Raw genomic sequence first — 22,058 nt, 5'->3', positions numbered from 1 at the left:
TTCAGATCCGGCTCAGGCCTCGAGCCAGACATTTTCCGCGAACATGAAACCCATCAGGCCGGCGAGCGGAATCGAGCCGAGACCCTTGAGCTTGTCCGTGTACGCGTCGAGCGAACTCTGGAACAGCGGAATGCCGACACCACCCGTTTCATGCACCAGCACCTGCATGTCGCCGTAGATCTTCTTGCGCTTGGCGTCGTCCGGTTCGCCGCGTGCCTGAAGCAGCAGTTGGTCGAACTTCGGGCTTTTCCAGTTCGCTTCGTTCCACGGCGCGTCCGACTTGAAGAACTGCGTGAAGATCACGTCGGCGCTCGGGCGCGCATTCACATTGCCGAAACCCAGCGGATGCTTCATCCAGTGGTTCGACCAGTAGCCGTCGGCCGGCACGCGCGACACTTGCAGATTCAGACCGGCTTGCGGCGCGACCTGCTGCAGGAACATCGCCATTTCAACCGAGCCTTCGGCCGCCGGCGAAGCAAAAATCTGGATCGGCGCGCTGCCGACCTTCGCCTTCTGGAAATGGAACTTCGCCTTGTCCGGATCGAAGGTGCGCTGCGGCAAGCCGGCCAGGTAGTACTTGTTGGTCGGATCGATCGGCTGGTCGTTGCCGATCGTGCCGTAACCCTGGAAAATCGCGCGGCGCATCTGCTCGCGGTCTTGCAAATACATCATGCCACGCCGGAAATCGTCGTTGCCGGTAATGCCGCCTTCGTCGCGCACAACCAGGTCGGTGTACAGGCCGGTTTTCGTCTCCAGCACGGAGAAACCACCCGCGCCCTTGATCTGGGTGGTCGAACGCGGGCTCACCGCGTTGATCAGTTGCACGTCGCCCGAGAGCAGCGCGTTCACGCGCGCCGATTCGTCGCCAATGCCGATCAGTTCGATCTCGTCCAGGTGCGGCATGCCCGGCTTCCAGTACTTCTCGTTTCTCACGCCGACCGTGCGCACGCCCGGCGAAAATTCCTTGACCTTGAACGGACCGGTGCCGATCGCCGTCTTGAAGTCCTTGGTGCCGTCCTTGATGATCTGGAAATGCGAGGTGGCGAGGATCACCGGAAGATCGGCGTTCGGGCCTTCCAGCGTGATCGTCACTTCGTTCGGGCCGGTGGCCTTCACTTCCTTGATCTGATCGGCCAGCGTCTTCGCTTTCGAGGCGGTGGCCGGATCCTTGTGGCGCATGATCGAATACACCACGTCGGCCGGCGCGAGCGCTTTGCCGTCGTGGAACTGCACACCATTGCGCAGCTTGACGACCCACACGGTGGCGTCTTTCGTATCGAGCGAGGTCGCCAGCGACATCTTCGCGCCGAGATGCGCATCGAGTTCGGTCAGACAGTTGTAGAACATGAAGCCGCGGACGTAGTCGGTGCCGAGCGCACCCTTCGCGGGGTCGAGCGTGTCGGCCGCGGAAGCGGATTGCGTCGCCACACGGATCTTGCCGCCCTGCTTCGGCTTGGCCTGCGCGAGCGCCGCGCCGCTGGCGGTCAACAAGCCGGCGCCGGTGACCGACATCATGCCGGCGGCGGCCATTGCGCGCAGCACGCCGCGCCGCGACGCGCCTTTGGCAGTCAATCGCTCCAACTCGCTTCCGAGTCCAAGAGCGCCATGTTGCGAGTTTTCCTTATTCATCGAACTTCTCCGCGAGGTGAGCAACGAGGTTAAGCAGGCGTGGCTGCGTGGTTTTGACTGCCAATCGAACAACAAACGATCAATAAAAAATGTCTTTGATGCGGTAGTACGTCCCCACGAGCGGCAGGAACCAGGGCTTGCCGGTGTGGCCGGGAATCGCGGGCCATTCGGACTCGCGCCACGGATTCTGGTCTTCGTGGCCGTCCATCACATCGGCCATGACCTGGCCCATGTGCGTGGACATCTGCGTGCCGTGGCCGCTGTAGCCCATCGAAAAATAGATGCCGTCGTGCTGGCCGGCATGCGGCAGACGATCGGCGCTCATGTCCACCAGACCGCCCCAGCAATAGTCGATGCGCGCCTGCGCGAGCATCGGGAACATCGCGGCGAGGCCTTCTTGCAGGATGCGACCGCTCTTCGCATCGGACGGCCTCTCGGAAGCCGTGAAACGCGCGCGGCCGCCGAACAGAAGTCGCGAATCCGGCGTCACGCGAAAGTAGTTGTGCATCAAACGCGTGGTGGTGTACGCACGCCGGTTCGGAAACACTTGCGCCAGCAACGCCGGCGCCACAGGCTCCGTCACGACGATGAACGAACCGACCGGCGCGAGACGCCTGCGGTACCAGCCGAACGGACCGTGCCGCGACGGGCCGGTGGCGATCAGCACCTGCTTCGCGCGCACTTCGCCGCGCGCCGAGGTGATACGAAAGCCGCCGCCGTCTTTCGCGATGGCGGTGACCGCCGCGTTCTCGTACAGCTTCGCGCCGCGGCGCACCGCCGCCTCGGCGAGACCCACCGTGAACTTGCCCATGTGCATCTGGCCGCCGTGCCGTTGCAGCAATCCGCCGTAAAAGCTGTCGGATTGAATTTCGCTGCGGATACGGCTACGGTCGATCAGTTCAATATCCGTATCCACTTCGCGGCGAATGGCTTCGGCCGTCTTTTCCAGATGCGCGAGATGATGCGGCTTGGACGCCAGCTTCAGCTTGCCGGTCGCGATGTAATTGCAGTCGATGTTTTCCTCGCGGATCAGACGCTCGACCGTGTCGACCGCGTCCGAAAACGCGCGGTAGCAGGCGCTCGCGCGCTCCACACCGAGTTGCGCGACCAGCGCGACGAAGTCCTGCGCGACTCCGGTATTGACCTGGCCGCCGTTGCGCCCGGACGCGCCGCCGCCAATGCGACCCGCGTCGAGCACGGTCACCGTGGCGCCGCGCTTGCCCAACGCCTGCGCCGCCGACAGTCCGGTGAAGCCGCCGCCGATCACGACCACATCGGTCTGGCCGTCGACCGGACCCTCGCACGCCGATAGCAGTGGCGGCGCGGTGTCGAGCCAATAGGAATCGAGCTTCATCCGTGAGGTCCTTGAGATGGGCAATGAGCGAGGCGGTGGGCAGTGTCTGGCGGGCGCAAATGCAACCGGCGCTTACAGGCCGAGTTCCGAAGCCAGATGCGGAATGTCGTTGACCTCGTAGTACTGGTAGTACGGCGTCGACGGTTCGTGGCCGCGGTTGACGAAGACCTTGTGCTTGATGCCCAGGTCGTGCGCGGTCATCAGGTCGTAGCGCAGGCTCGACGACACGTGCAGCACGTCTTCCGGATTGCAGTTGAGCTGGTCGAACATGTATTCGAAACCTTGCATGCGCGGCTTGTACGACTGCGCCTGCTCTGCCGTGAAGACCTTGTAGAACGGCGCGCCGAGCTTGTCGACGTTGCTCTGGATCTGGTTGTTCGAAGCGTTCGAGAGAATCACCAGCTTGTACTTCTTCGCCAGACGGGCGACGCCTTCCGGCACGTCCGGATGCGGACCCCAGGTCGGCACGGCGTCATAGATGCTTTGCGCGCCCGCTTCGTTGAATTCGACGTTCATGCGCTTGCACGCGCGGCGCAGCGCGTTGACCACCACGTCGCGATAGGGTTTCCATGCGCCGAGCACTTCGTCGCGACGGTAGCCCGAGTAAAACGCGACGAGCTTTTCCAGGTCTTCGCCGTTCAGCAAATGACCGTACTGCTCGCGCGTCATGTCGGCCATATGGAATTTGGTCAGCGTGCCGTAGCAGTCGAAGGTGATGTATTTCGGTTCGAATTCGATCATGGTGCAGTCCTATCGTGATGGTGAACTCGTGGTCGGAGTTCATTGGCGAAAACAGCAACTATCTTGCAGGGGATCTGAGCAAGTGCTTCGCACCCGCTCAGATCGACAAAAGCTAATTCCTGTAAAAGATTTAATCAGCGCAAAAACATAGATGTTCCTGATTAGGGCGCTGCCGGTGACACAAACCATGCGTTTTCGGGCCGCTGACAGCACAGAATGCGGCGATCAGGCTAAACCCTTTCCCCTACTGGGTTTGCGACCGGCGCGCGAAGCGGCCGGCGGGTGCTCAAAGGCGTCTTCAGGCCCGCAGGTCGATCAGTACGCTTTTGAAACGCAGGTTCGCCTCGTAGGCCTGGCGGCCCAGGTCCTTGCCGATGCCGGAGCGCTTGTAGCCACCCGTGGGAATCATGAAGTCCGAGGTGCGGCCATAGCGGTTCACCCACACCGTGCCTGCTTCGAGCCCGCGCACGAAACGCAGCGCCCGGCCGAGGTCGGCGGTATGCACGCCGGCCGCGAGGCCGTACTCCGGATGCTGCGCGAGCGCGAGCGCTTCTTCTTCGGTATCGAAGGTTTGCAGCGTCAGCACCGGCCCGAAGACTTCTTCGCGCACCGCTTCGGAGTGCGCCGTGACGTCTGTGAGCAAGGTCGGGGCGTAGAACGCGCCATCAGCGCCGCCGTCGGCTCTCACGCCGCCGTAGCGCAGCGTCGCACCGGCTTCCAGCGTGCGTCCGACAATGCCTTCTATGCGCGCCGCCTGCGGCGCCGAAATGATCGGCGAGAGCGTCGTGCCCGCGGCCCATGTCGCGCCGGGCTTCAACTCGGCGAAGATCTTGCCGATGCGTTCGGCAAGCGGCTCAGCGAGGCTGCGCTCGACCAGCAGGCGCGAGCCCGCCACGCACACTTGCCCCGCGTTGCCCGTGATCGCGCCGGCAATACGGCGCGCCACATCGTCCAGACGCGGGGCGTCGGCGAATACGATTTGCGGGCTTTTGCCGCCCAGTTCGAGCGTGACCGGCTTGGTGCCGCTGGTAGCGCACGCGGCCATGATCGACGCGCCGGTCCGCGTGGAACCCGTGAAAGTGACCTTGCTGATCTTCGGATGGCGCACCAGTTCGTCGCCGGTCACCCGGCCATCGCCCTGGATCACGTTGAAAATGCCGGCCGGCACGCCCGCCTGCACCGCCAGTTCTGCGAGCCGCAAGACCGAGAACGGCGTCATCTCCGAGGGCTTGAGCACCACCGCATTGCCGGCCGCCAGCGCCGGCGCGATCTTCCACGACGCCATGACCAGCGGGAAATTCCATGGCGCGATCGCGCCGATCACGCCGTAGGGTTCGGCGATCGTCATGCCGAGATGATCGTGATCGGTAGCCGCCACGTCGCCGCCCAGCTTGTCGGCGAACTCGGCGTAAAAGCGGATGCCCTCGGCGGTGAACGGCACGTCCCAGCCGATCGCCTGCGCAATCGGGCGCGTCGAGCCGAGCGCTTCCAGCCGGCCGAGCGTCGGCGCGTCGGCTTCCACCAGCTCGGCGAAACGGCGCAGGATCTTCGCGCGTTCGCGCGGCGCCATGCGCGCCCAGCCACTGTGTTTGAAAGCCTGCCATGCGTTCTCGACGGCGCGGTCCACCATCGCGGCGTCGGCCAGCGGCACCGAGGCATACACCACGCCGTCCGATGGACGCGCCACCTCGATGCGATGCTCGCCCGCCTCGACATATTCACCGCCGATGTAGTGTCCGCTGCGAATCGCGACGTCGTCTGGATTGAAGCTGTCCATGAGAGAGGTGTCCTGTGTGACTGGCTGGTGGTCTCGCGCAGCGCGGTCCCGAGACCGCCGCCGCCATGACAAAATCGTAGAGCCGGCGGCGTGGCATATGTCGCCGACAAAAATCGCCGCGCAGCAGAACTCACCTGTAATGCGTGCCCGGACCTGGCGTTTTGCATCGAATTGCGCTGCGGTCCTTTCCGGGGGCCGCGATAAAAAGATCGTCCTAGTCACACCGCGCACCGGATGACACAGTGACGGCGTAAGCCTTCAGTCAATCAGGGAGCTCGGCGTGTCCGATTCGATTACCTATAGACGCTTCACCCTCGAGGACATCGCCGCTGCGCACGCGTTGACCGTCGAAGTCAAATGGCCGCATCGCGCGGACGACTGGCGATTCGTGGCGCAACTGGGCGTGGGCTTCGTCGCGGAAGACCCGAGCGGTGTGATCGGCACCGCCCTGTGCTGGAAATACGGCGCCGAGCATGGTTCGCTCGGCATGGTGATCGTGTCGCCGGCGCACCAGGGGCGCGGCATCGGCAGAAAGCTGATGGATCTGGTGCTGGAAGAACTGGGCGGGCGCGTCACCTTCCTGCACGCCACCCCCGCGGGCCAGCCACTGTATGAAAAGCTCGGCTTTCGCGCGACCGGCACGCTCGATCAGCATCAGGGCGCGGCGTTCCAGCCGCCGCTCGTGTCCTTGCCGCCTGGCGAACGGTTGCGTCCGCTCGGTTCGAGCGATACCGCGCGGCTGGTCGAACTGGCGTCGCGGGCCAGCGGCCTGGACCGCGGCGAAGTGTTGCCCGCACTGCTGGGCGCCGCCGACGGCATCGCGCTCGACCGCGACGGCGAACTGATCGGCTTCGCACTGTTTCGCCGCTTCGGGCGCGGCTTTGCGATCGGTCCGGTGGTCGCGCCCGCCTCGGAGGAATCGAGCCGTGCGAAGGCGCTCATCAGCCACTGGCTGGCGCTGAACGAAGGCGTGTTCGTGCGTATCGACACGCCGGGCGAAAGCGGTCTGACCGAATGGCTGGAACAGCTGGGGCTGCCGCGCGTGGACACGGTCGTCAAAATGATCCGCCCCGCCACGCCGGGCCAGCCCGCGAGCGGCGGACAGGATGCGCATTACCTGCAATACGGCATCATCAACCAGGCAATCTGCTGACCAACATGGCCTTCCTCTATAAAGCCGACCCGGCGCGCGGCGCCCAGTGGGCGAAACTCTTCGCGCAGAAAGCGCCGGACTTGCCGTTTCATATCTGGCCCGAACTCGGCGATCCGGCCGCGATCCGCTATCTCGCCGCCTGGCAGCCGCCTGAAGACCCGACGCGCACCTTCCCTAATCTGGAAGTCGTGTTCTCGGTCGGCGCGGGTATCGATCAGTTCGATCTGTCCGGCGTGCCGGAGCATGTACCCGTGGTGCGCATGATCGAGCCGGGCATCGTGGAAGGCATGGTCGAATATGTCACACAGGCTGTGCTGACCATTCATCGCGATCTGTTCGACTACAACCTTCAGCAACAGCAGCAGGTCTGGCGCGAGTTGCCGCTCAAGCCCGCCAGCCAGCGCCGCGTCGGTGTGCTCGGGCTCGGCGTGCTCGGCACGGCCGTGCTGGAACGGCTGCGTCTGTTCGGTTTCGACTGTGCGGGATGGAGCCGTTCGGCTCGCGAGATCGAGGGCGTCGACTGTTATGCCGGTGAAGGCGCACTGGATGCGTTTCTCGCTCGCACCGACATCCTCATCTGCCTGCTGCCGCTCACGCCCGCCACGCGCGGGCTGCTCAATGCGGAATTGTTCGCGAAGCTGCCGCGCGGAGCCTCGCTGATTCAAACGGGGCGTGGTCCGCATCTGAATCAGCAGGATTTGCTCGCGGCGCTCGAGAGCGGTCAGTTGCACAACGCCATTCTCGACGTCACCGATCCCGAGCCGCTGCCCGCCAGTCATGTGTTGTGGACGCATCCACGCGTGCGTATCACGCCGCATATCGCGAGTGCGACGCGGCCCGACACCGCCGTCGACGTAGTGCTGGAGAACCTGCGCCGCCATCGCGCGGGCTTGCCTATGGTTGGCCAGATCGACCGCGCGCAAGGCTATTGAGGGCAGAACCGGACGAAACGCCCGCGCGACACGGCTTTTCAGCGTTCGCAGCATAAAATGCTGAGGTCACGCATCAAAACGCGTCGTGCGCGCTTTTCAGGCAATTGTTTAGGTGAGCAGGCGATCGCCGCTGATCAGTAGTATGGGACGGTCAACAGCCCCTTCCCGCGACGAGAAACCATCATGCCGATTCAATCGCTCATCGAAGCCGACCGCAAGCATCTGATTCACCCGGTCATCAACTACCGCGCGCACGAAGCACGCGGCGTCACCGTCCTCGAGTCCGCCAGCGGCGCGTTTCTACGCGACGCGGCCGGCAACGAACTGCTCGACGCGTTTTCCGGACTCTGGTGCGTGAACGTCGGCTACGGCCAACAAAGCATTGTCGACGCCGCTACCGCGCAGATGCAAAAACTGCCCTACGCAACCGGCTATTTCCATTTCGGCTCGGAGCCGGCCATCGAACTCGCGCAAAAGCTGGTCGAGGTGTCGCCCGCTTCGCTGCAGCACGTCTACTTCACGCTCGGCGGTTCGGACGCGGTGGATTCGGCACTGCGCTTCATCACGCATTACTTCAACGCCACGGGGCGCGCGTCGAAGAAACACATCATCGCGCTGCAACGCGGCTACCACGGCTCGTCGACGACCGGCGCCGGCCTCACCGCCCTGCCCGCGTTCCACCGCAACTTCGATCTGCCGCTGCCGAACCAGCATCATCTGCCGTCGCCGTACGCGTACCGCAGCGATTTTGCCGACGACGCCGCGCTGATCGCCGCCTCGGTCGCCGCGCTCGAAGCGAAGGTGGCCGAACTCGGCGCCGACAACGTCGCCGCATTCTTCTGCGAGCCGATTCAGGGCTCGGGCGGCGTGATCGTGCCGCCGGTCGGCTGGCTCACGGCCATGCGTGAAAGCTGCCGTAAGCTGGGCATCCTGTTCGTCGCCGATGAAGTCATCACCGGCTTCGGCCGCACCGGTCCGCTGTTCGCCTGCCAGGGCGAAAACGTCGAGCCGGATCTGATGACGGTGGCCAAAGGCCTAACCGCGGGCTATGCGCCGATGGGCGCCGTGCTGATGTCGGACGAAATCTATCAGGGCATCGCCAACGGCGACGCCGAGGCGGTGGTCGGCCATGGCCATACGTATTCGGCGCATCCGGTGAGCGCGGCGATCGGCCTGGAAGTGCTGCGCCTCTATCACGAAGGCGGGCTGCTGGCGAACGGCGTGGCGCGCGCACCGCGCTTCGCGCGCGGCCTCGACGCGCTGCTCGCGCATCCGCTGGTGGGCGACTCGCGCCACCGTGGCCTGCTCGGCGCGCTCGAACTCGTCGCCGACAAGGACAGCAAGGCGGGCTTCGACCCGGCGCTCAAACTGTCTGAGCGGATCGCCGCCGCCGCGTATGAAAACCGCCTGATTTTCCGGGCCTTCGGCGACAACATTCTCGGCTTCGCACCGGCGCTCTCGTACACCGAGGCCGAGTTCGATCTGATGTTCGAACGACTTGAAAAGACCCTCGACGACGTTCTCGCCCAAGCCGATGTGCGCGCCGCGTTGAAGGTCAAAACCCATGCCAACGCATGCTAGAGTAGAGGGCCATCCCAGCCCCACACCGATCGCCGGAGCGATAACGTTACGATGAGCAGCGACTGCAAGCTAGACCGGATTGACCTGCGCATACTTTCCCAGTTGCAGAAGAAAGGCCGCATAACCAACGTCGAGCTTGCCGACGCGGTCGGCCTTTCGCCCAGTCCTTGCCTGATCCGGGTCAAGCGTCTGGAGAAAGCCGGCTACATCATCGGCTACGGTGCGCAGATCCAGCTCGAAAAGCTCGGCGACGTGCAGATCGTGTTTACCGAAGTCACGCTCGCCGATCACCGGCGGGAAGACTTCATCAAGTTCGTGAATGCGATCCGCGACGTCGACGAGATCGTCGAGTGTCATCTGGCGAGCGGCGGCTACGACTACCTGCTGAAGTTCGTCACGCGCAGCGTGAGCCATTACCAGAGCATCGTGGAAGGGCTGCTGGAACGCGACATCGGGATCGAGAAGTACTTCAGCTACGTGATCATCAAGTCGCCGTTCGTGAAGAGCCACTACCCGCTCGAAACGCTGTTCTCGCAGAATCATCACTAGGCATTGCCTTGTTCCTGATTCGCCGGATCTTGCCGTCGTTCAGCGCTCAACGTTCGGCAAGTCCGGCTGAGTTCACGCCGGCCGCCCCGTCGGCCGGCGGACTCCACTGCGCGAATTCCTCACTCAGAAAGTCGACGCAGACCCGCACCTTCGCCGACTGCGCGAGCCGTGCCGGATACACCGCCCACAGATTCGCCGGTTGCGTGACCTCGGGCAGCACCTGCTGCAACTGACCGCTTTCGAGCAGCGGCCGCACGTCCCACATGGAACGCAGCACGATGCCGCGCCCGGCCAGCGCCCACTCCACCGCCACTTCACCGTGATTGGTCGACAACGGTCCCGTGACCTTGATCGAGACCGTCTCGCCGCGCACCGTCAAACGCCAGAGCCCGAACGGATGGTCGCGCTCCTTGATCGCGAGACACGCATGCGAGGACAACTCGGCAAGCTGGCGCGGCGCGCCATGCCGCGCAAGGTAGCCGGGCGACGCACATAGCACGCGATGATTCGACGCGAGCCGCCGCGCGATCAGATGCGGCGCGATCTCGTCGCCAATGCGCACATCCAGATCGAAGCCTTCGCCGCCTACATCGACGAGACGGTCGAACAGATCGAGCCGCACGCTCAACTGCGGATAGCGCTCGGAAAAGCGCGCGAGCGCGGGCGCGACGAAACGGCGGCCAAAGCCGAAGCTGCTGGAAATGCGCAGCTTGCCGCCGGGTACGCGGCGCGTGGTGGAGACGTCTTCCACCAATTGATCGACGTCGTCGAGAATCTTTTCGGCCCACGTGTAGACGCGCTCGCCCGCCTCGGTGATCGCCACCCGGCGCGTGGAACGGTGCAATAAACGCGTACCGAGCGTAGTCTCGAGCACGTTGATGCGTTTGCTGACGTACGCCGCGGACACCGACAGGGCCTCCGCCGCCGCGCTGAAACTGGACTTGCGCGCCACTTCGCAAAACACGCGCAAGTCGCCGAGATCGGGTGATGGGACGGCGCTCATAGGTCGATGGGTGGCAACGGAGTTTGTACACGAATCGTGCACAGTGGCTTAACTAAAGCGACCATTTTAGTCTCAAACAGCAGGAATAAAATAGCCGTTACCGAATCATCCAGCTGCCCCAAACAGCCCCAAACAGCCCCAAACAATCCCATGCGGAGGAGCGCAACATGTCGAAGAAATATCGGATCGCAGTCATTCCCGGCGACGGCATCGGCGTCGAAGTCATGCCGGAAGCCATTCGCGTGCTGGAGGCGGTGAAAACGCGCTTCGGCATCGAGCTGGAGTATCAGCACATTGAATGGGCGAGCTGCGAGTACTACGCGAAGCACGGCAAGATGATGCCGGACGACTGGAAAGCGCAACTGCAATCGGCGGACGCGATTCTGTTCGGCGCGGTCGGCTGGCCCGACACGGTGCCCGACCATATTTCCCTGTGGGGCTCGCTCTTGAAGTTCCGCCGCGAATTCGACCAGTACATCAACCTGCGCCCCGCGCGCCTCTTTGCCGGCGTGCCTTCGCCGCTCGCGGGCCGCAAGGCGGGCGACATCGATTTCTGGATCGTGCGCGAGAACACCGAGGGCGAATATTCGTCGGTGGGCGGCGTGATGTTCGAAGGCACGGAGCGCGAATTCGTGCTGCAAGAGTCCGTTTTCACGCGGCACGGCAGCGAACGCGTGCTGAAGTTCGCGTTCGATCTCGCGCAACGGCGCAAACGCAAGAAGATCACGGTGGCCACCAAAAGCAACGGCATCGCGATCAGCATGCCGTGGTGGGACAAAGTCGCGGCCGGCATTGCCGCGCAGTATCCGGACGTGACGTGGGACAAGCAGCATATCGACATTCTCTGCGCGCGCTTCGTGCTAAACCCGGATCGCTTCGACGTGGTGGTCGCCACCAATCTGTTCGGCGACATTCTGTCCGATCTCGGCCCCGCCTGCACCGGCACGATCGGTCTCGCGCCGTCGGGCAATCTGAATCCGGACCGCAAGTTTCCGTCGCTGTTCGAACCGGTGCACGGCTCGGCGCCGGACATCGCGGGCAAGAACATCGCCAATCCGATCGCGATGATCTGGTCGGCCGCGATGATGCTCGACTTCCTCGGCAACCACGCCGGCAAGGAGCGCGAGGCGCACGACGCGATTCTCGCCGCAATCGAGGCGACGCTGGTTGAAGGTCCGCATACCGGCGACCTCGGCGGCAAGGCGAACACCACCGAGGTCGGCCGGGCGATCGCGGCAAAGCTCGCCTGAGCTCGCCGGTCAACCCGCACACTCTCTGCAAGGACACACTCGCATGAGCACGGAAGCCTACCCTATCGAAGTCGAATTCCCCGATATTTCGGGCCACGAACAATCGGCATCCGGTATCGCCTATGTCCACACGTTCGACTCGGGTGCACCGGGTCCGCACGTGATGATCAACGCGCTCACACACGGCAACGAAGTGTGCGGCGCGATCGTCGTGGACGAATTATTGCGGTGCGCGCTGCGGCCACGCCGTGGACGCCTCACACTGGCGTTCGCGAACGTCGACGCGTATCAGAGTTTTGATTCCGCGCAGCCGGACGCGGCCCGCTTCGTCGATCAGGATTTCAACCGCGTATGGACTGCCGCGGTGCTCGACGATGCTTCGCGCACGTCCAGCGAACTGGAGCGTGCGCGCGCGATGCGGCCCGTGATCGACAGCGTCGATCTTCTGCTCGATCTGCACTCCATGCACGAGAAGAGCAAGCCGCTGATCGTGGCGGGACCGCTGCAAAAAGGCATTGACCTCGCCGTGCGACTCGGCACGCCCGCCACCGTGATCTGCGACGAAGGCCATCCGGAAGGCCGCCGCATGCGCGATTACGAAGGCTTCGGCGACCCCGCCAGCCCAAAGAACGCGCTGCTGATCGAATGCGGACAGCATTGGGAACGCAATGCGGTTGCGGTCGCGCGCGACACCACCGCGCGCTTTCTGCTGCTGGCCGGCGTGGTCGATGAAGCGGATCTGCCGGCCGGCTGGCTTGCGCCATTGCCGGGCGTGCAGCATATCGTCCGCGTGACGCAGCCGGTGGTGGCCACCAGCATGGATTTCCGTTTCGCGGCGGCGTATACGGGTCTCGAGATCTTTCCCGAGGCCGGTGCCGTGATCGGCTGGTCGAACGGCGAGGCCATCACCACGCCCTACGACGACTGCATGCTCGTCATGCCATCGCTGCGGCAACTGCGGCCGGGCGTGACCGTGGTGCGGCTGGGCAAGATCGAGCAGACCGTGACAAACACCCCAACCCATGGCCAATGAAACGGCCCATCCACACTCAAAGGCAACGTAGCGATGAAGGTACAGCAGCTCAAGCAAAGCGTGAATCTGCAGAATCTGGAGGACTGGGGCACGGCCGGGCTGCCCGGCACGACGCCGATCCAGGTGTCGGGCGTGCAACGCGTCATCAAGGGCAGCGAGGCCATCGACACCGGCATTTTCGAATGCACCGCCGGCACTTATCGCCGCTCGGTCAAGCAGGCCGAAGTGATGCACTTCATTGCCGGACGGGGACGCTTCACGCCCGATAACGAGGAAACCATCCACTTCGAGAGTGGCGACACGCTCTTCTTCGAAGCCAACACCGAAGGGCTGTGGGAAGTCGAGGAAACCATGCGCAAGGTTTACGTCATCTTCTGACCACCGTTTCACGCTGTTCACCGAGCGCCGCGCTGCACCATGCCGGCCCTGCGAGGGCCGCGCGCCCCATTCTGCCAACACCCCGTCTCACCCCGGCGCGCCAAAGCGCGCCGCGGCCTGCCTCGTTCTTCGCGCTGTCCAGCGTCTTTTCCCAGTCGATGTGCATCTGCAACAGAGTGGGGTAATCCCGCGTTGACCCCTCGTCGCCATCTTACTTACAGTTCAGCCTTGTTCGCACAAAGAATCGCTGTTCTACATACGAACAGAACGGCGGAGAAAAATCAAACGACGGCCGGGTCGCCAACCACGCTCAAGTCAGTCGAAGCAGGTCGAATTGGAGAATACCTTTATGAATCGCAATATCACTATGACCCGGATCGCATGCGCGATCGCCGCTCTCGCCAGCGCACCGGTTTTCGCGCAAAGCAGCGTCACGCTGTACGGTATCGTCGATGCCGGTATCGGCTATCAAAGCAGCGCAAGCTCGCTTGGCTCGAACGCCGGCGGCAAGTCCAAAGTGAACATGATCAACGGCGTATGGGCCGGCAGCCGCTTCGGTTTGAAGGGCGGCGAAGATCTCGGCGGCGGCACCAAGGCCATCTTCCAGTTGGAATCCGGCTTCAACTCGAGCACCGGCGCCCAGCAATACACGAATGCGATGTTCGGCCGCCAGGCATGGGTCGGCGTGACGAACCCGACCTACGGTACGCTGCAGGCCGGCCGCCAGTACACGGCTTACTACTCGCTGCTGTCGCCGTATAGCCCGACCACGTGGCTCACCGGCTACTACGGCGCGCACCCGGGCGACGTCGACGCGCTCGACACGATTTACCGCGCGAACAACTCGCTCGTCTATACGTCGCCGAAACTGTACGGCTTCACGTTCAGCGGTTCGTACGCCCTCGGCGGCGTGCCGGGCAGCCTGAACCGCGGCTCGACCTGGAGCGGCGCGGTGCAGTACATCAACGGCCCGGTTGGCGTCGCGGTGGGCTTCATGCGCATCAACAACTCGACGCTGGGCGGCGGTGCCTACGGCGCGGATTCCACCGTGTCGAACAACGGCGCGCAGCCGGGCGTATCGGCCGTGACCAACGGCTATCAAACAGCACAGGCGCAGCAGCGTTTTGCCGTGACCGGCGGCTATAACTTCGGCAATGGCTGGGACGTGTCCGCGGCTTACTCGAATGTGCAGTACATTCCGGGTATCAACTCGAGCTTCCGCGACACGGCGATCTTCAATACGGGCGGTGTCGTGCTGCACTGGAAGCCAACTGTTTCGTGGGACTTCGCGACCGGCTACAGCTACACTCGCGCTACCAAGGCGAACGGCATCACGAGTTCGGCGCAGTACCAGCAGGTCAACCTGTCCGAGTACTATTCGTTGTCGAAGCGCACTGGCCTTTATGCATTGCAGGCGTTCCAGCGCACCAATGGCAATACGCTGGGCACGGCCGGCTCGGGTCACATCATCAGCGCGACGGCAACCATCGGCGACGGCTTCCAGAGCGCGCCGTCGTCGTCGCGTAGCCAGTTCGCCGCAGGCGTGGGCATCGTGCACCGCTTCTAAAATGGGCGCACGGTCGTAAAAAAGAGGAAGGCTCGTTACGGCGGGCCTTTCCGTATTCCGCAGTCAGGAGACACATCATGAGCCGCAGCAACGCTGTGAACGTTCAGACCTTCCTCAACGAACATCCCTTTTCGCCGTTCCAGTGGCTCGTCTTCTTCATGTGCTTCATCATCGTCCTGCTGGACGGTTTTGACACGGCCGCGATCGGCTTCATTGCGCCTTCCCTGATCGCCGAATGGGGCATCACCAAGCCGGCGCTTGCGCCGGTGCTGAGTGCCGCGCTATTCGGCCTCGCCTGCGGCGCACTCGGCTCGGGACCGCTGTCCGACCGGCTCGGGCGACGCTCCATGCTGCTCGGCTCGGTGCTGCTGTTCGGCGTGGCGTGTCTCGCCTCGGCCTTCTCGAACAGCATCGGACAATTGACGACGCTGCGCTTCATCACCGGCGTGGGTCTGGGCGCGGCCATGCCGAACGCCGTCACGATGATGGGCGAATACTGCCCGGATCGCCGCCGCGCGACCGTGATCAATCTGATGTTCTGCGGCTTTCCGCTCGGCGCCGCGTTCGGCGGATTTCTCGCGGCGTGGATGATTCCGCATTTCGGCTGGCGCAGCGTGTTGCTGCTCGGCGGCATCACCCCGCTCCTGCTGCTGATCCTGCTGGCGCTCAAGATGCCGGAGTCGGTGCGCTACATGGTGGCCAATAGCCAGCCGGTCGAACGGATTCGCGCGGCGCTCTCGCGTATTTCCAGCGAAGCGGCGCAAGCGGGCACCTTCATCATGACCGAAACCGCGCCGCAAACCGGCGGCAAGGGCGTGGCGGTGGTGCTGTCGCGCTCGTACATCATCGGCTCGGTGATGCTGTGGATCACCTATTTCATGGGCCTCGTCATCTTCTACGCGTCGATCAACTGGATGCCGATTCTGCTGAAGGACGCCGGCCTCACGCCGCAACGCGCGACGCTGATTTCCGCGCTGTTCCCGCTCGGCGGCGTGGGCGCCGTGCTGTGCGGCGTGCTGATGGACCGCTTCAACGCGAACCGGATCATCGCGGCCTGCTATGCATTGACGGCCGTGAGCGTGTATTTCATCGGCCAGGCGGTGGGCAACGTGGGCGCGCTGGTGTTCGTCGTGTTCGTGGCCGGCGTGCTGATGAATACCGCGCAGTCGTCGATGCCGGCGCTCGCCGCCGCGTTCTACCCGACCGAAGGCCGTGGCACGGGCGTGGCGTGGATGCTCGGCATTGGGCGCTTCGGCGGCATTGCAGGCTCGTTTCTCGTGGCCGAACTGACGCGCCGCCACTTCACGTTCGCGGGCATCTTCGCCATGGTCGCGGTGGCAGGTCTGATTTCGTGCGTGGCGTTGCTGATCAAACAGGCGGCACGGCCGCATGTGTCGAACGTGAGCGCCTCGAAGACGGAGTCGTTCGGGCATTGAGCGTACGAGGCGTGCGCATGCTGCGGATGCCATCCGGCAAGGGATGCGCCGCATGACCCGATGGCTGTTTGAAGCCGCCCTGCGAGGCGGCTTTTTCTATCGCGGCGTCGCGTGAAAAAACGCGGCGCGCCACTTCCCGATAAACTACGTGCCTGTTGGCAAGTTCGGTTGCCGCGTTGGCGCATGCCATCGCGCTGGCAACGTTGCTCATCTCACCACAGGGTTCAAGGAATGAAACGCGTAGTCGTTGCCGCGCTGCTCGCGGCGTGCCTCGCGCAACCGGCCGCTCAGGCCGTCGCGCAAACCGTCAGCGATCAGTGCTTTGCGATCGGCGATATCGCCGGCCAGGTCGCGTCGTGGCGCGCGCATAAAAAGACCAAGGCGCAAGCGCTCGACCAGGCGGCCAAATACTACAAGGACGCGGCTGACCGGCAAGCGGTCAGCACCATCATCGAGAAGATCTACAGCCCGGACGCGCCGCGCATGACGCCGGACCAGGCCAGCATGGCGTTTACGTCGGACTGCGCGAACCGTCAGGCGCAGGCGCCCGCGAAGTAGCGCCCGCGCGCTCAACTAGCCACTAACGTTTGCGAAAGGCATCGAGCGACGTCAGCGCGTTGCCGTGGAAATCGAACAGCGTGTTGTTGTCCCACTGATCGCCGGCGCCGAGCTTCCATCCGACATTCGGCGTCGGAATCCATTCCGGCTCCCACCAGAACACGCCTTTGCCGTGGCCATCCGGTATCGCCTCGACAATGTCCGTCAACGCGCCGAGAAACTGCGCCTGGCCCGCCGGCGTCTGCGGATAGCTCGCCGTCCCGACGTTGGTCATCGCGTTCGGTTCGGAATCGCCGTCGCTGGTGGTCCATGGATAGGCCGTCTCGACCACCATCACGTCCTTGTCGTAGCGCGTTGCGAGATCGTTCGCGTTGTTCTGCAGATCGCTCAGCGAGCCTTGCCACTGCGGGTAGTAGGACAGGCCGATCACATCGAACGTAACGCCGCGCTGGGTCGCGCTGTCGAACCACCAGCGGCTCGTCGCGTTGTTACCGCCGCTGTCGATATGCAACATGACCTTGATGCGATCGTCGACGGATTTGACCGCGTCGTGCCCCGCTTTCAGCAATTGGGCGAGGTTGTCCCACTGATCGTACTTGCCGAGCGGCCACAGCATGCCGCCGGTGATCTCGTTGCCCACTTGCACCCACTCCGGGTGCACGCCGTCGCGCTTGAGCATCTTCAGCACATTCGACGTGTACTCCGACAGCAACGCGCAGGTCTGCGCGATATCCTTGCCGGCCCACGCGTGCGGCGGATACTGCTTGCCTGGATCGGCCCACCAGTCGCTGTAGTGGAAATCGATCAGCACGCGCATGCCGAGCGCGGCCGCGCGGCGCGCAAGCAGGCGCACATGGTCCGCATTGTTGTACCCGGCGGCGGGACTCTGATCGGCCGGAAAGAAGTTCGGGTTGCCCGGATCGTTCCAGACCTTGATACGAATCGAATCGACGCCATGCCTTCTCAGCAGCAACAGACAGTCGTGCGGCACGCCGTGCTCATAGAACTTCGCGCCATTCGCCTCCAGTTCGAGCAGCGTCGATACGTCGGCGCCTTTCGCAAAGCGACTGCCACGCCCCGCAGCCTGCAACTCCGCCGCGAGCGCCGGCGCGCCGAGCGTTGCGCCGACACCGGCTGCGGCAGCCGTCGACGCGAGCCAGCCGAGCATTTCTCTTCTGTTCATCTGTCATCCTCCATCTATTGATGGGCGGCTCTTCCGAAGGCCGCCTGGTCCCAGGTTGAAGCGCTTGAGTGTCACCCTCCAACTACACACACTGTTGGATCCGATTCCGTCGAACAGCCAATCAGATCATTCGCTCTTCCATGCGCACACGTCGCCCGTTTCCAGCAGCGCACTGCCGAGCACGAACGTCGCAGCAACCGGCGCCGGCGCATGCACAGGCTGCGCACCGAAGTTGAACGCGAAGGTCAGATCGCCGCGCCGCCGGATGCGCAAGCCTTCCGCCAGCCGTTGCGTTTCGATGCCGGCATCGCGCGCGGCCTGCTCCAATATCGTGCGATGCAACGCATGCGACAACCAGCCGGCCACGTAGCGAACCTTGCCGTGCGAGAGCACTGCGGGCCACGTGTCGTCGAATTGCGCATCGACCTGCGTATCGAGGTTGGCCCGCACGTGCTCGCGCCAATGCATCGCCACACCGTGCGTGCCGCCAATCGACACCGCCGGTGCCAGCGTGGGCCGCAGCGTCTCGACTTCGAGCACCTGCATCGGCAGAACGCGTTGCAACGCGCCGGGCGGCAGCGTGGAGGGGATCGCGAAGCTGTCGGTTTTCGAGCCGCTGCGCGGGCCGAACACCCATTGCGCTTCGCTTCGCTCGATCTGATGCACGAGCGCCTCGTCGACCACGGCGATGCTCGGCACGACCACCATCGCATAAGCCGACAGATCCGCGCGGCTCGACACGATATCCACGTCGAGCCCGAGTTCGCGCAACGACTCGTAGTAGTCGAACGCCAGCGTCTGATAGTCGAAGGTCTTGCCATGACGCTGAATCTCGAACATCCATTGCGTCTCGTAGTCGAATACGACTGCAACAGCCGCACGCGCCGGTGCATCGAGTTCGGACAGTGCGGCGCTCGCGGCGATTTCCCGCGCCGCCTGCTGCACCTCGAGGCCACCCGGCGACAGTTCGTTGTTCGGCAGATTGAGCCCGGAATGCATCTGCTCCTGCGCATACGGACACTGACGCCAGCGGAAATACGACACCAGTTCCGCGCCGTGCGCGAACGCCTCGTAAGCCCACAGCCTGACCATGCCTTTCGCCGGCACCGGGTTCCACGGCGCCCAGTTGACCGGACCGGCCTGCTGCTCCATCACCCAGAAACGCCCGCTGCCGATTGCCCGATAGCGATCGTGGTCGAACGCGGACACGTCAGGGTGCGCGGAGCGTGCATAGAGCGCTTTCTGTTCGTCGGGCAGCGAGATCGATTCCGTGCGCGCGATCGGGTAGCTGTCCCATGCGGCGACATCGATCGCATTGTCTTTGGCGAAACGATAGTGATCGAAGGTCGTGAAAAATCCCATGAAGTTGTGCAGCAGATCCGCAGCCGGCGCATGCTCGCGCAACACGTCGATCTGCTCGCGATGAAAACCCGCCACCTCGTCCGACATGAAGCGGCGGAAGTCGAGCAGATGAATCGGATTGGCGTCGGTGGGCGTAAGGTTCGGCAAGCCGATCGCCTCGAACGACGGATACTCCATGCTCCAGAATACGTTGCCCCATGCGTCGTTGAGCGCTTCGACGGTTTCGTAGCGCCGCCGCAGCCACGTCTGAAAGCGCACGAGCGCGGCAGGCGAATAGCTGGGCACGGTTTCGTGACAGCCGAGTTCGTTATCGGTCTGCCACGCGACGATCGAGGCATGCCGCCCGTAGCGCTGAGCCATTGCCGTGACGATCCGCAAGCACTCGCGCCGATAGGTTTCGCTGGATATATCGTAGTGCCGGCGTGAACCGAAATTCCAGCGCGTGCCATCGGCGCGCACCGGCAGCACGTCGGGATGCGCGTCGATCAGCCACTTCGGCGGCGAAGCGGTCGGCGTGCCGAGCACCAGTTTCAATCCCGCGGCCGCCAGTGTGTCGACGGCTTCGTCGAGCCATCCCCACACGAATTCGCCGGCGCGCGGCTCCATCCGGCTCCACGCGAATTCAGCGATCCGCACATGGGTGATGCCGAGCTCGGCCATACGTTTCGCGTCGTCGGCCCACATCGTGCGCGGCCATTGTTCCGGGTAATAGCAGACACCAAGTTGCATGAGAGATTCTCGTTGTTAGATAACGTCGGACCGGCGCTCAGCCCTTGCTTGCACCGAAGGTCAAACCGGCTACGAAGTGCTTCTGCATCAGGAAGAACATCAGCACGGAAGGCAACGCGGCCAGCACCGAGCCCGCGGCGACCAGGTTCCACGCGGTCGTCCATTGGCCCTTGAGCGCCGCGACGCCCACCGTGATCGGCGCGGCGTCGTCGCCTTGCGTGAGACATAGCGCCCAGAAATAGTCGTTCCACACGAACGTGAACACCAGAATGCCGAGTGCGGCGAGCGCGGGCCGGATCAGCGGCAACACGATGCGCAGATAGATGGTCCATTCGCTCGCGCCTTCCACGCGCGCGGCCTCGATCATTTCGAATGGCAACTGTTTGATGAAATTGCGCAGAAACAGCGTGCAGAAGCCGGTCTGAAACGACACGTGGAAAATCACCAGCGCCCACACGCTATTGAACAGTCCGACCTTCAGCGCCATGTCGCGCACCGGGATCATCAGGATCTGGATCGGCACGAAATTGCCGGCGACGAACGCGAATAGCACGGCCGTATTGCCCGGGAACCGGTAGGTCGCCAACGCAAAGCCCGCCATCGACGCCAGCACGATCGCGCCGAGCACCGAAGGCACCGTGATCAGCACGCTGTTGGCAAAGTAATGCAGCATCGGCGTTTGCGTGAGCGCCGTGCCGTAGTTTTCTAGCAGCGCAAAGTGCTTCGGCCAGCCCCAGTAGTCGCCTTGCGACAGCTCGTCGGATGAACGGATCGACGTGACGAGCACGGCCAGCATCGGCAGAAGCCATATCAACAGCGCAATGGGCAACGACACTTTGTAGAGCGTGCGATTGAGCGGTTTCCAGCGTTCGACGGGAAGCGGATACATGACGCGCAACTCCTTGGAGATCAGCGTTCTTCGCGCAGCATGCGGCGCAAATGGAACACGATGTAGACGAGCATGATGGCGAACAGCACGACGGCGATCGCCGCGGAATAGCCTTCGCGGTAGTACTTGATGGCCTGGTCGTACATGTAATAGGCAAGCACGGTGGAACTGTCGAACGGACCACCGCCGCTCATCACCGCGATCAGGTCGAAGCTGCGCAGCGCGCCGATCACCGTCAGCACCACGGCCATGAACGTGGCGGGCCGCAGTTGCGGCAGGATCACGTGCCATAGCAGCTTCACGCCTTTGGCGCCTTCCATGCGCGCCGCCTCGACCACTTCCGGATTGATACCCGTCAGGCCCGTCAGGTACAGGACCATGCAGAAGGGTGTTTGCGGCCATAACGCGGCGAACACGATGCCGAAGGTCACCGTATGCGGATCGCCGAGCACGGGAATGCCGTGTCCGACGATCAGGCGCAGCAAGCCGAAGCCCGGATCGTAGAACCAGCTGAACACGAGACCGACCACCACGCCCGAGAGCACGAACGGCGCGAAGAACAGCGACTTCACGACGCGCATGCCGCGGATATGCTGGTTCAGATACAACGCGAACAGCAGCCCGAGCGGCGGCGCCAGCAGAAACAGCGCGAGCCAGATGAGGTTGTTCTTGAGCGCCGTATAAAACGTGTCGGCATGAAACAGCTCGATATAGTTGTCGAAACCGGCGAAGGTCTTCGGCGTCATGCCGTCCCAGTGATAAAAACTGAGCGAAATGCTGCTGATGATCGGATACACCACGCACAGGCAAAACAACGCACAACCCGGCAACAGGAAGAAGAACGCGGCGCGATGCTGATGACGGCGCGTGGTCGAGACGTGACGGTGCGAAGCCGCGGGTAAGCGGCGCGCTGCGGAATGAGACATGGATCGGGCCTCGTCGGAAAGCGAAGGC

The 22,058-nt window shown here is 63.5% G+C and carries 19 protein-coding genes; 10 read left to right on the top strand and 9 right to left on the bottom strand.

Annotated elements, in window-relative coordinates:
* Positions 1 to 12 precede the first annotated feature (12 nt).
* The 4 genes from P0D68_RS21085 to P0D68_RS21070 all read right to left on the bottom strand — a co-directional run bounded on the left by P0D68_RS21085 (position 13) and on the right by P0D68_RS21070 (position 5,501).
* A complete protein-coding gene (locus P0D68_RS21085) occupies positions 13 to 1,629 on the bottom strand; it encodes an ABC transporter substrate-binding protein (RefSeq protein ID WP_091803074.1) in 1,617 nt (538 codons plus the stop codon).
* A 79-nt stretch (positions 1,630 to 1,708) separates the two neighbouring features.
* Positions 1,709 to 2,983 carry an NAD(P)/FAD-dependent oxidoreductase gene (locus P0D68_RS21080; protein WP_408184802.1) on the bottom strand — a complete coding sequence of 425 codons (1,275 nt, stop codon included), beginning with the start codon at positions 2,981 to 2,983 and terminating at the stop codon, positions 1,709 to 1,711.
* A gap of 72 nt (positions 2,984 to 3,055) precedes the next feature.
* Positions 3,056 to 3,724 carry a haloacid dehalogenase type II gene (locus P0D68_RS21075; protein WP_091803081.1) on the bottom strand — a complete coding sequence of 223 codons (669 nt, stop codon included), beginning with the start codon at positions 3,722 to 3,724 and terminating at the stop codon, positions 3,056 to 3,058.
* A 298-nt stretch (positions 3,725 to 4,022) separates the two neighbouring features.
* On the bottom strand, positions 4,023 to 5,501 hold the full coding sequence (locus tag P0D68_RS21070; protein WP_408184803.1) for an aldehyde dehydrogenase family protein: 1,479 nt from the start codon (positions 5,499 to 5,501) through the stop codon (positions 4,023 to 4,025).
* A gap of 280 nt (positions 5,502 to 5,781) precedes the next feature.
* Here P0D68_RS21070 and P0D68_RS21065 point away from each other — a divergent pair, with 280 nt between their 5' ends.
* From P0D68_RS21065 to P0D68_RS21050, 4 genes are all read left to right on the top strand, one after another.
* Positions 5,782 to 6,654, top strand: a complete 873-nt coding sequence (locus tag P0D68_RS21065) for a GNAT family N-acetyltransferase (protein WP_408299475.1) — start codon at positions 5,782 to 5,784, stop codon at positions 6,652 to 6,654.
* Positions 6,655 to 6,659: 5 nt separating this feature from the next.
* Positions 6,660 to 7,586 carry a 2-hydroxyacid dehydrogenase gene (locus P0D68_RS21060; protein ID WP_408299473.1) on the top strand — a complete coding sequence of 309 codons (927 nt, stop codon included), beginning with the start codon at positions 6,660 to 6,662 and terminating at the stop codon, positions 7,584 to 7,586.
* Positions 7,587 to 7,769: 183 nt separating this feature from the next.
* Positions 7,770 to 9,167: an aspartate aminotransferase family protein gene (locus P0D68_RS21055; RefSeq protein ID WP_091803097.1), complete on the top strand. Its 1,398-nt coding sequence runs from the start codon at positions 7,770 to 7,772 to the stop codon at positions 9,165 to 9,167.
* Between the two features lie 51 nt (positions 9,168 to 9,218).
* Positions 9,219 to 9,716, top strand: coding sequence for an Lrp/AsnC family transcriptional regulator (locus P0D68_RS21050; protein ID WP_011491802.1), 498 nt, complete (start codon positions 9,219 to 9,221; stop codon positions 9,714 to 9,716).
* A 46-nt stretch (positions 9,717 to 9,762) separates the two neighbouring features.
* Here P0D68_RS21050 and P0D68_RS21045 read toward each other — a convergent pair whose 3' ends face one another.
* Positions 9,763 to 10,719 (bottom strand): LysR substrate-binding domain-containing protein, encoded by a 957-nt coding sequence (locus tag P0D68_RS21045; RefSeq protein WP_408299471.1) that lies wholly within the window; start codon positions 10,717 to 10,719, stop codon positions 9,763 to 9,765.
* Between the two features lie 167 nt (positions 10,720 to 10,886).
* Here P0D68_RS21045 and P0D68_RS21040 point away from each other — a divergent pair, with 167 nt between their 5' ends.
* From P0D68_RS21040 to P0D68_RS21015, 6 genes are all read left to right on the top strand, one after another.
* Positions 10,887 to 11,969 (top strand): tartrate dehydrogenase, encoded by a 1,083-nt coding sequence (locus P0D68_RS21040; protein ID WP_408184809.1) that lies wholly within the window; start codon positions 10,887 to 10,889, stop codon positions 11,967 to 11,969.
* 43 nt (positions 11,970 to 12,012) lie between these two features.
* Entirely contained in the window at positions 12,013 to 13,002 is a 990-nt protein-coding gene (locus P0D68_RS21035; RefSeq protein WP_408299469.1) for a succinylglutamate desuccinylase/aspartoacylase domain-containing protein, read from the top strand.
* Positions 13,003 to 13,035: 33 nt separating this feature from the next.
* Positions 13,036 to 13,380: a cupin domain-containing protein gene (locus tag P0D68_RS21030; protein ID WP_408184811.1), complete on the top strand. Its 345-nt coding sequence runs from the start codon at positions 13,036 to 13,038 to the stop codon at positions 13,378 to 13,380.
* Positions 13,381 to 13,729: 349 nt separating this feature from the next.
* On the top strand, positions 13,730 to 14,947 hold the full coding sequence (locus P0D68_RS21025) for a porin (protein WP_286162094.1): 1,218 nt from the start codon (positions 13,730 to 13,732) through the stop codon (positions 14,945 to 14,947).
* 77 nt (positions 14,948 to 15,024) lie between these two features.
* Entirely contained in the window at positions 15,025 to 16,383 is a 1,359-nt protein-coding gene (locus P0D68_RS21020; protein ID WP_408184812.1) for an MFS transporter, read from the top strand.
* 231 nt (positions 16,384 to 16,614) lie between these two features.
* Positions 16,615 to 16,941: a hypothetical protein gene (locus tag P0D68_RS21015; RefSeq protein ID WP_408299466.1), complete on the top strand. Its 327-nt coding sequence runs from the start codon at positions 16,615 to 16,617 to the stop codon at positions 16,939 to 16,941.
* A 22-nt stretch (positions 16,942 to 16,963) separates the two neighbouring features.
* Here P0D68_RS21015 and P0D68_RS21010 read toward each other — a convergent pair whose 3' ends face one another.
* From P0D68_RS21010 to P0D68_RS20995, 4 genes are all read right to left on the bottom strand, one after another.
* Positions 16,964 to 18,124, bottom strand: a complete 1,161-nt coding sequence (locus P0D68_RS21010; RefSeq protein ID WP_408299464.1) for a glycoside hydrolase family 53 protein — start codon at positions 18,122 to 18,124, stop codon at positions 16,964 to 16,966.
* A gap of 126 nt (positions 18,125 to 18,250) precedes the next feature.
* Positions 18,251 to 20,215 (bottom strand): beta-galactosidase, encoded by a 1,965-nt coding sequence (locus P0D68_RS21005; RefSeq protein WP_408299462.1) that lies wholly within the window; start codon positions 20,213 to 20,215, stop codon positions 18,251 to 18,253.
* A 37-nt stretch (positions 20,216 to 20,252) separates the two neighbouring features.
* The gene (locus P0D68_RS21000; RefSeq protein ID WP_091803125.1) at positions 20,253 to 21,104 is read right to left on the bottom strand and encodes a carbohydrate ABC transporter permease; all 852 of its coding nucleotides are present in this window, start codon (positions 21,102 to 21,104) and stop codon (positions 20,253 to 20,255) included.
* A gap of 20 nt (positions 21,105 to 21,124) precedes the next feature.
* Positions 21,125 to 22,030 carry a carbohydrate ABC transporter permease gene (locus P0D68_RS20995; protein ID WP_408184816.1) on the bottom strand — a complete coding sequence of 302 codons (906 nt, stop codon included), beginning with the start codon at positions 22,028 to 22,030 and terminating at the stop codon, positions 21,125 to 21,127.
* Positions 22,031 to 22,058 lie beyond the last annotated feature (28 nt).

It is taken from the genome of Paraburkholderia sp. RL17-380-BIE-A (genome assembly GCF_046028085.1).
Taxonomy (GTDB): Bacteria; Pseudomonadota; Gammaproteobacteria; order Burkholderiales; family Burkholderiaceae; genus Paraburkholderia.
Note: the sequence above shows the minus strand (reverse complement) of the source record. Positions and strands in the feature narration are given on the sequence as shown.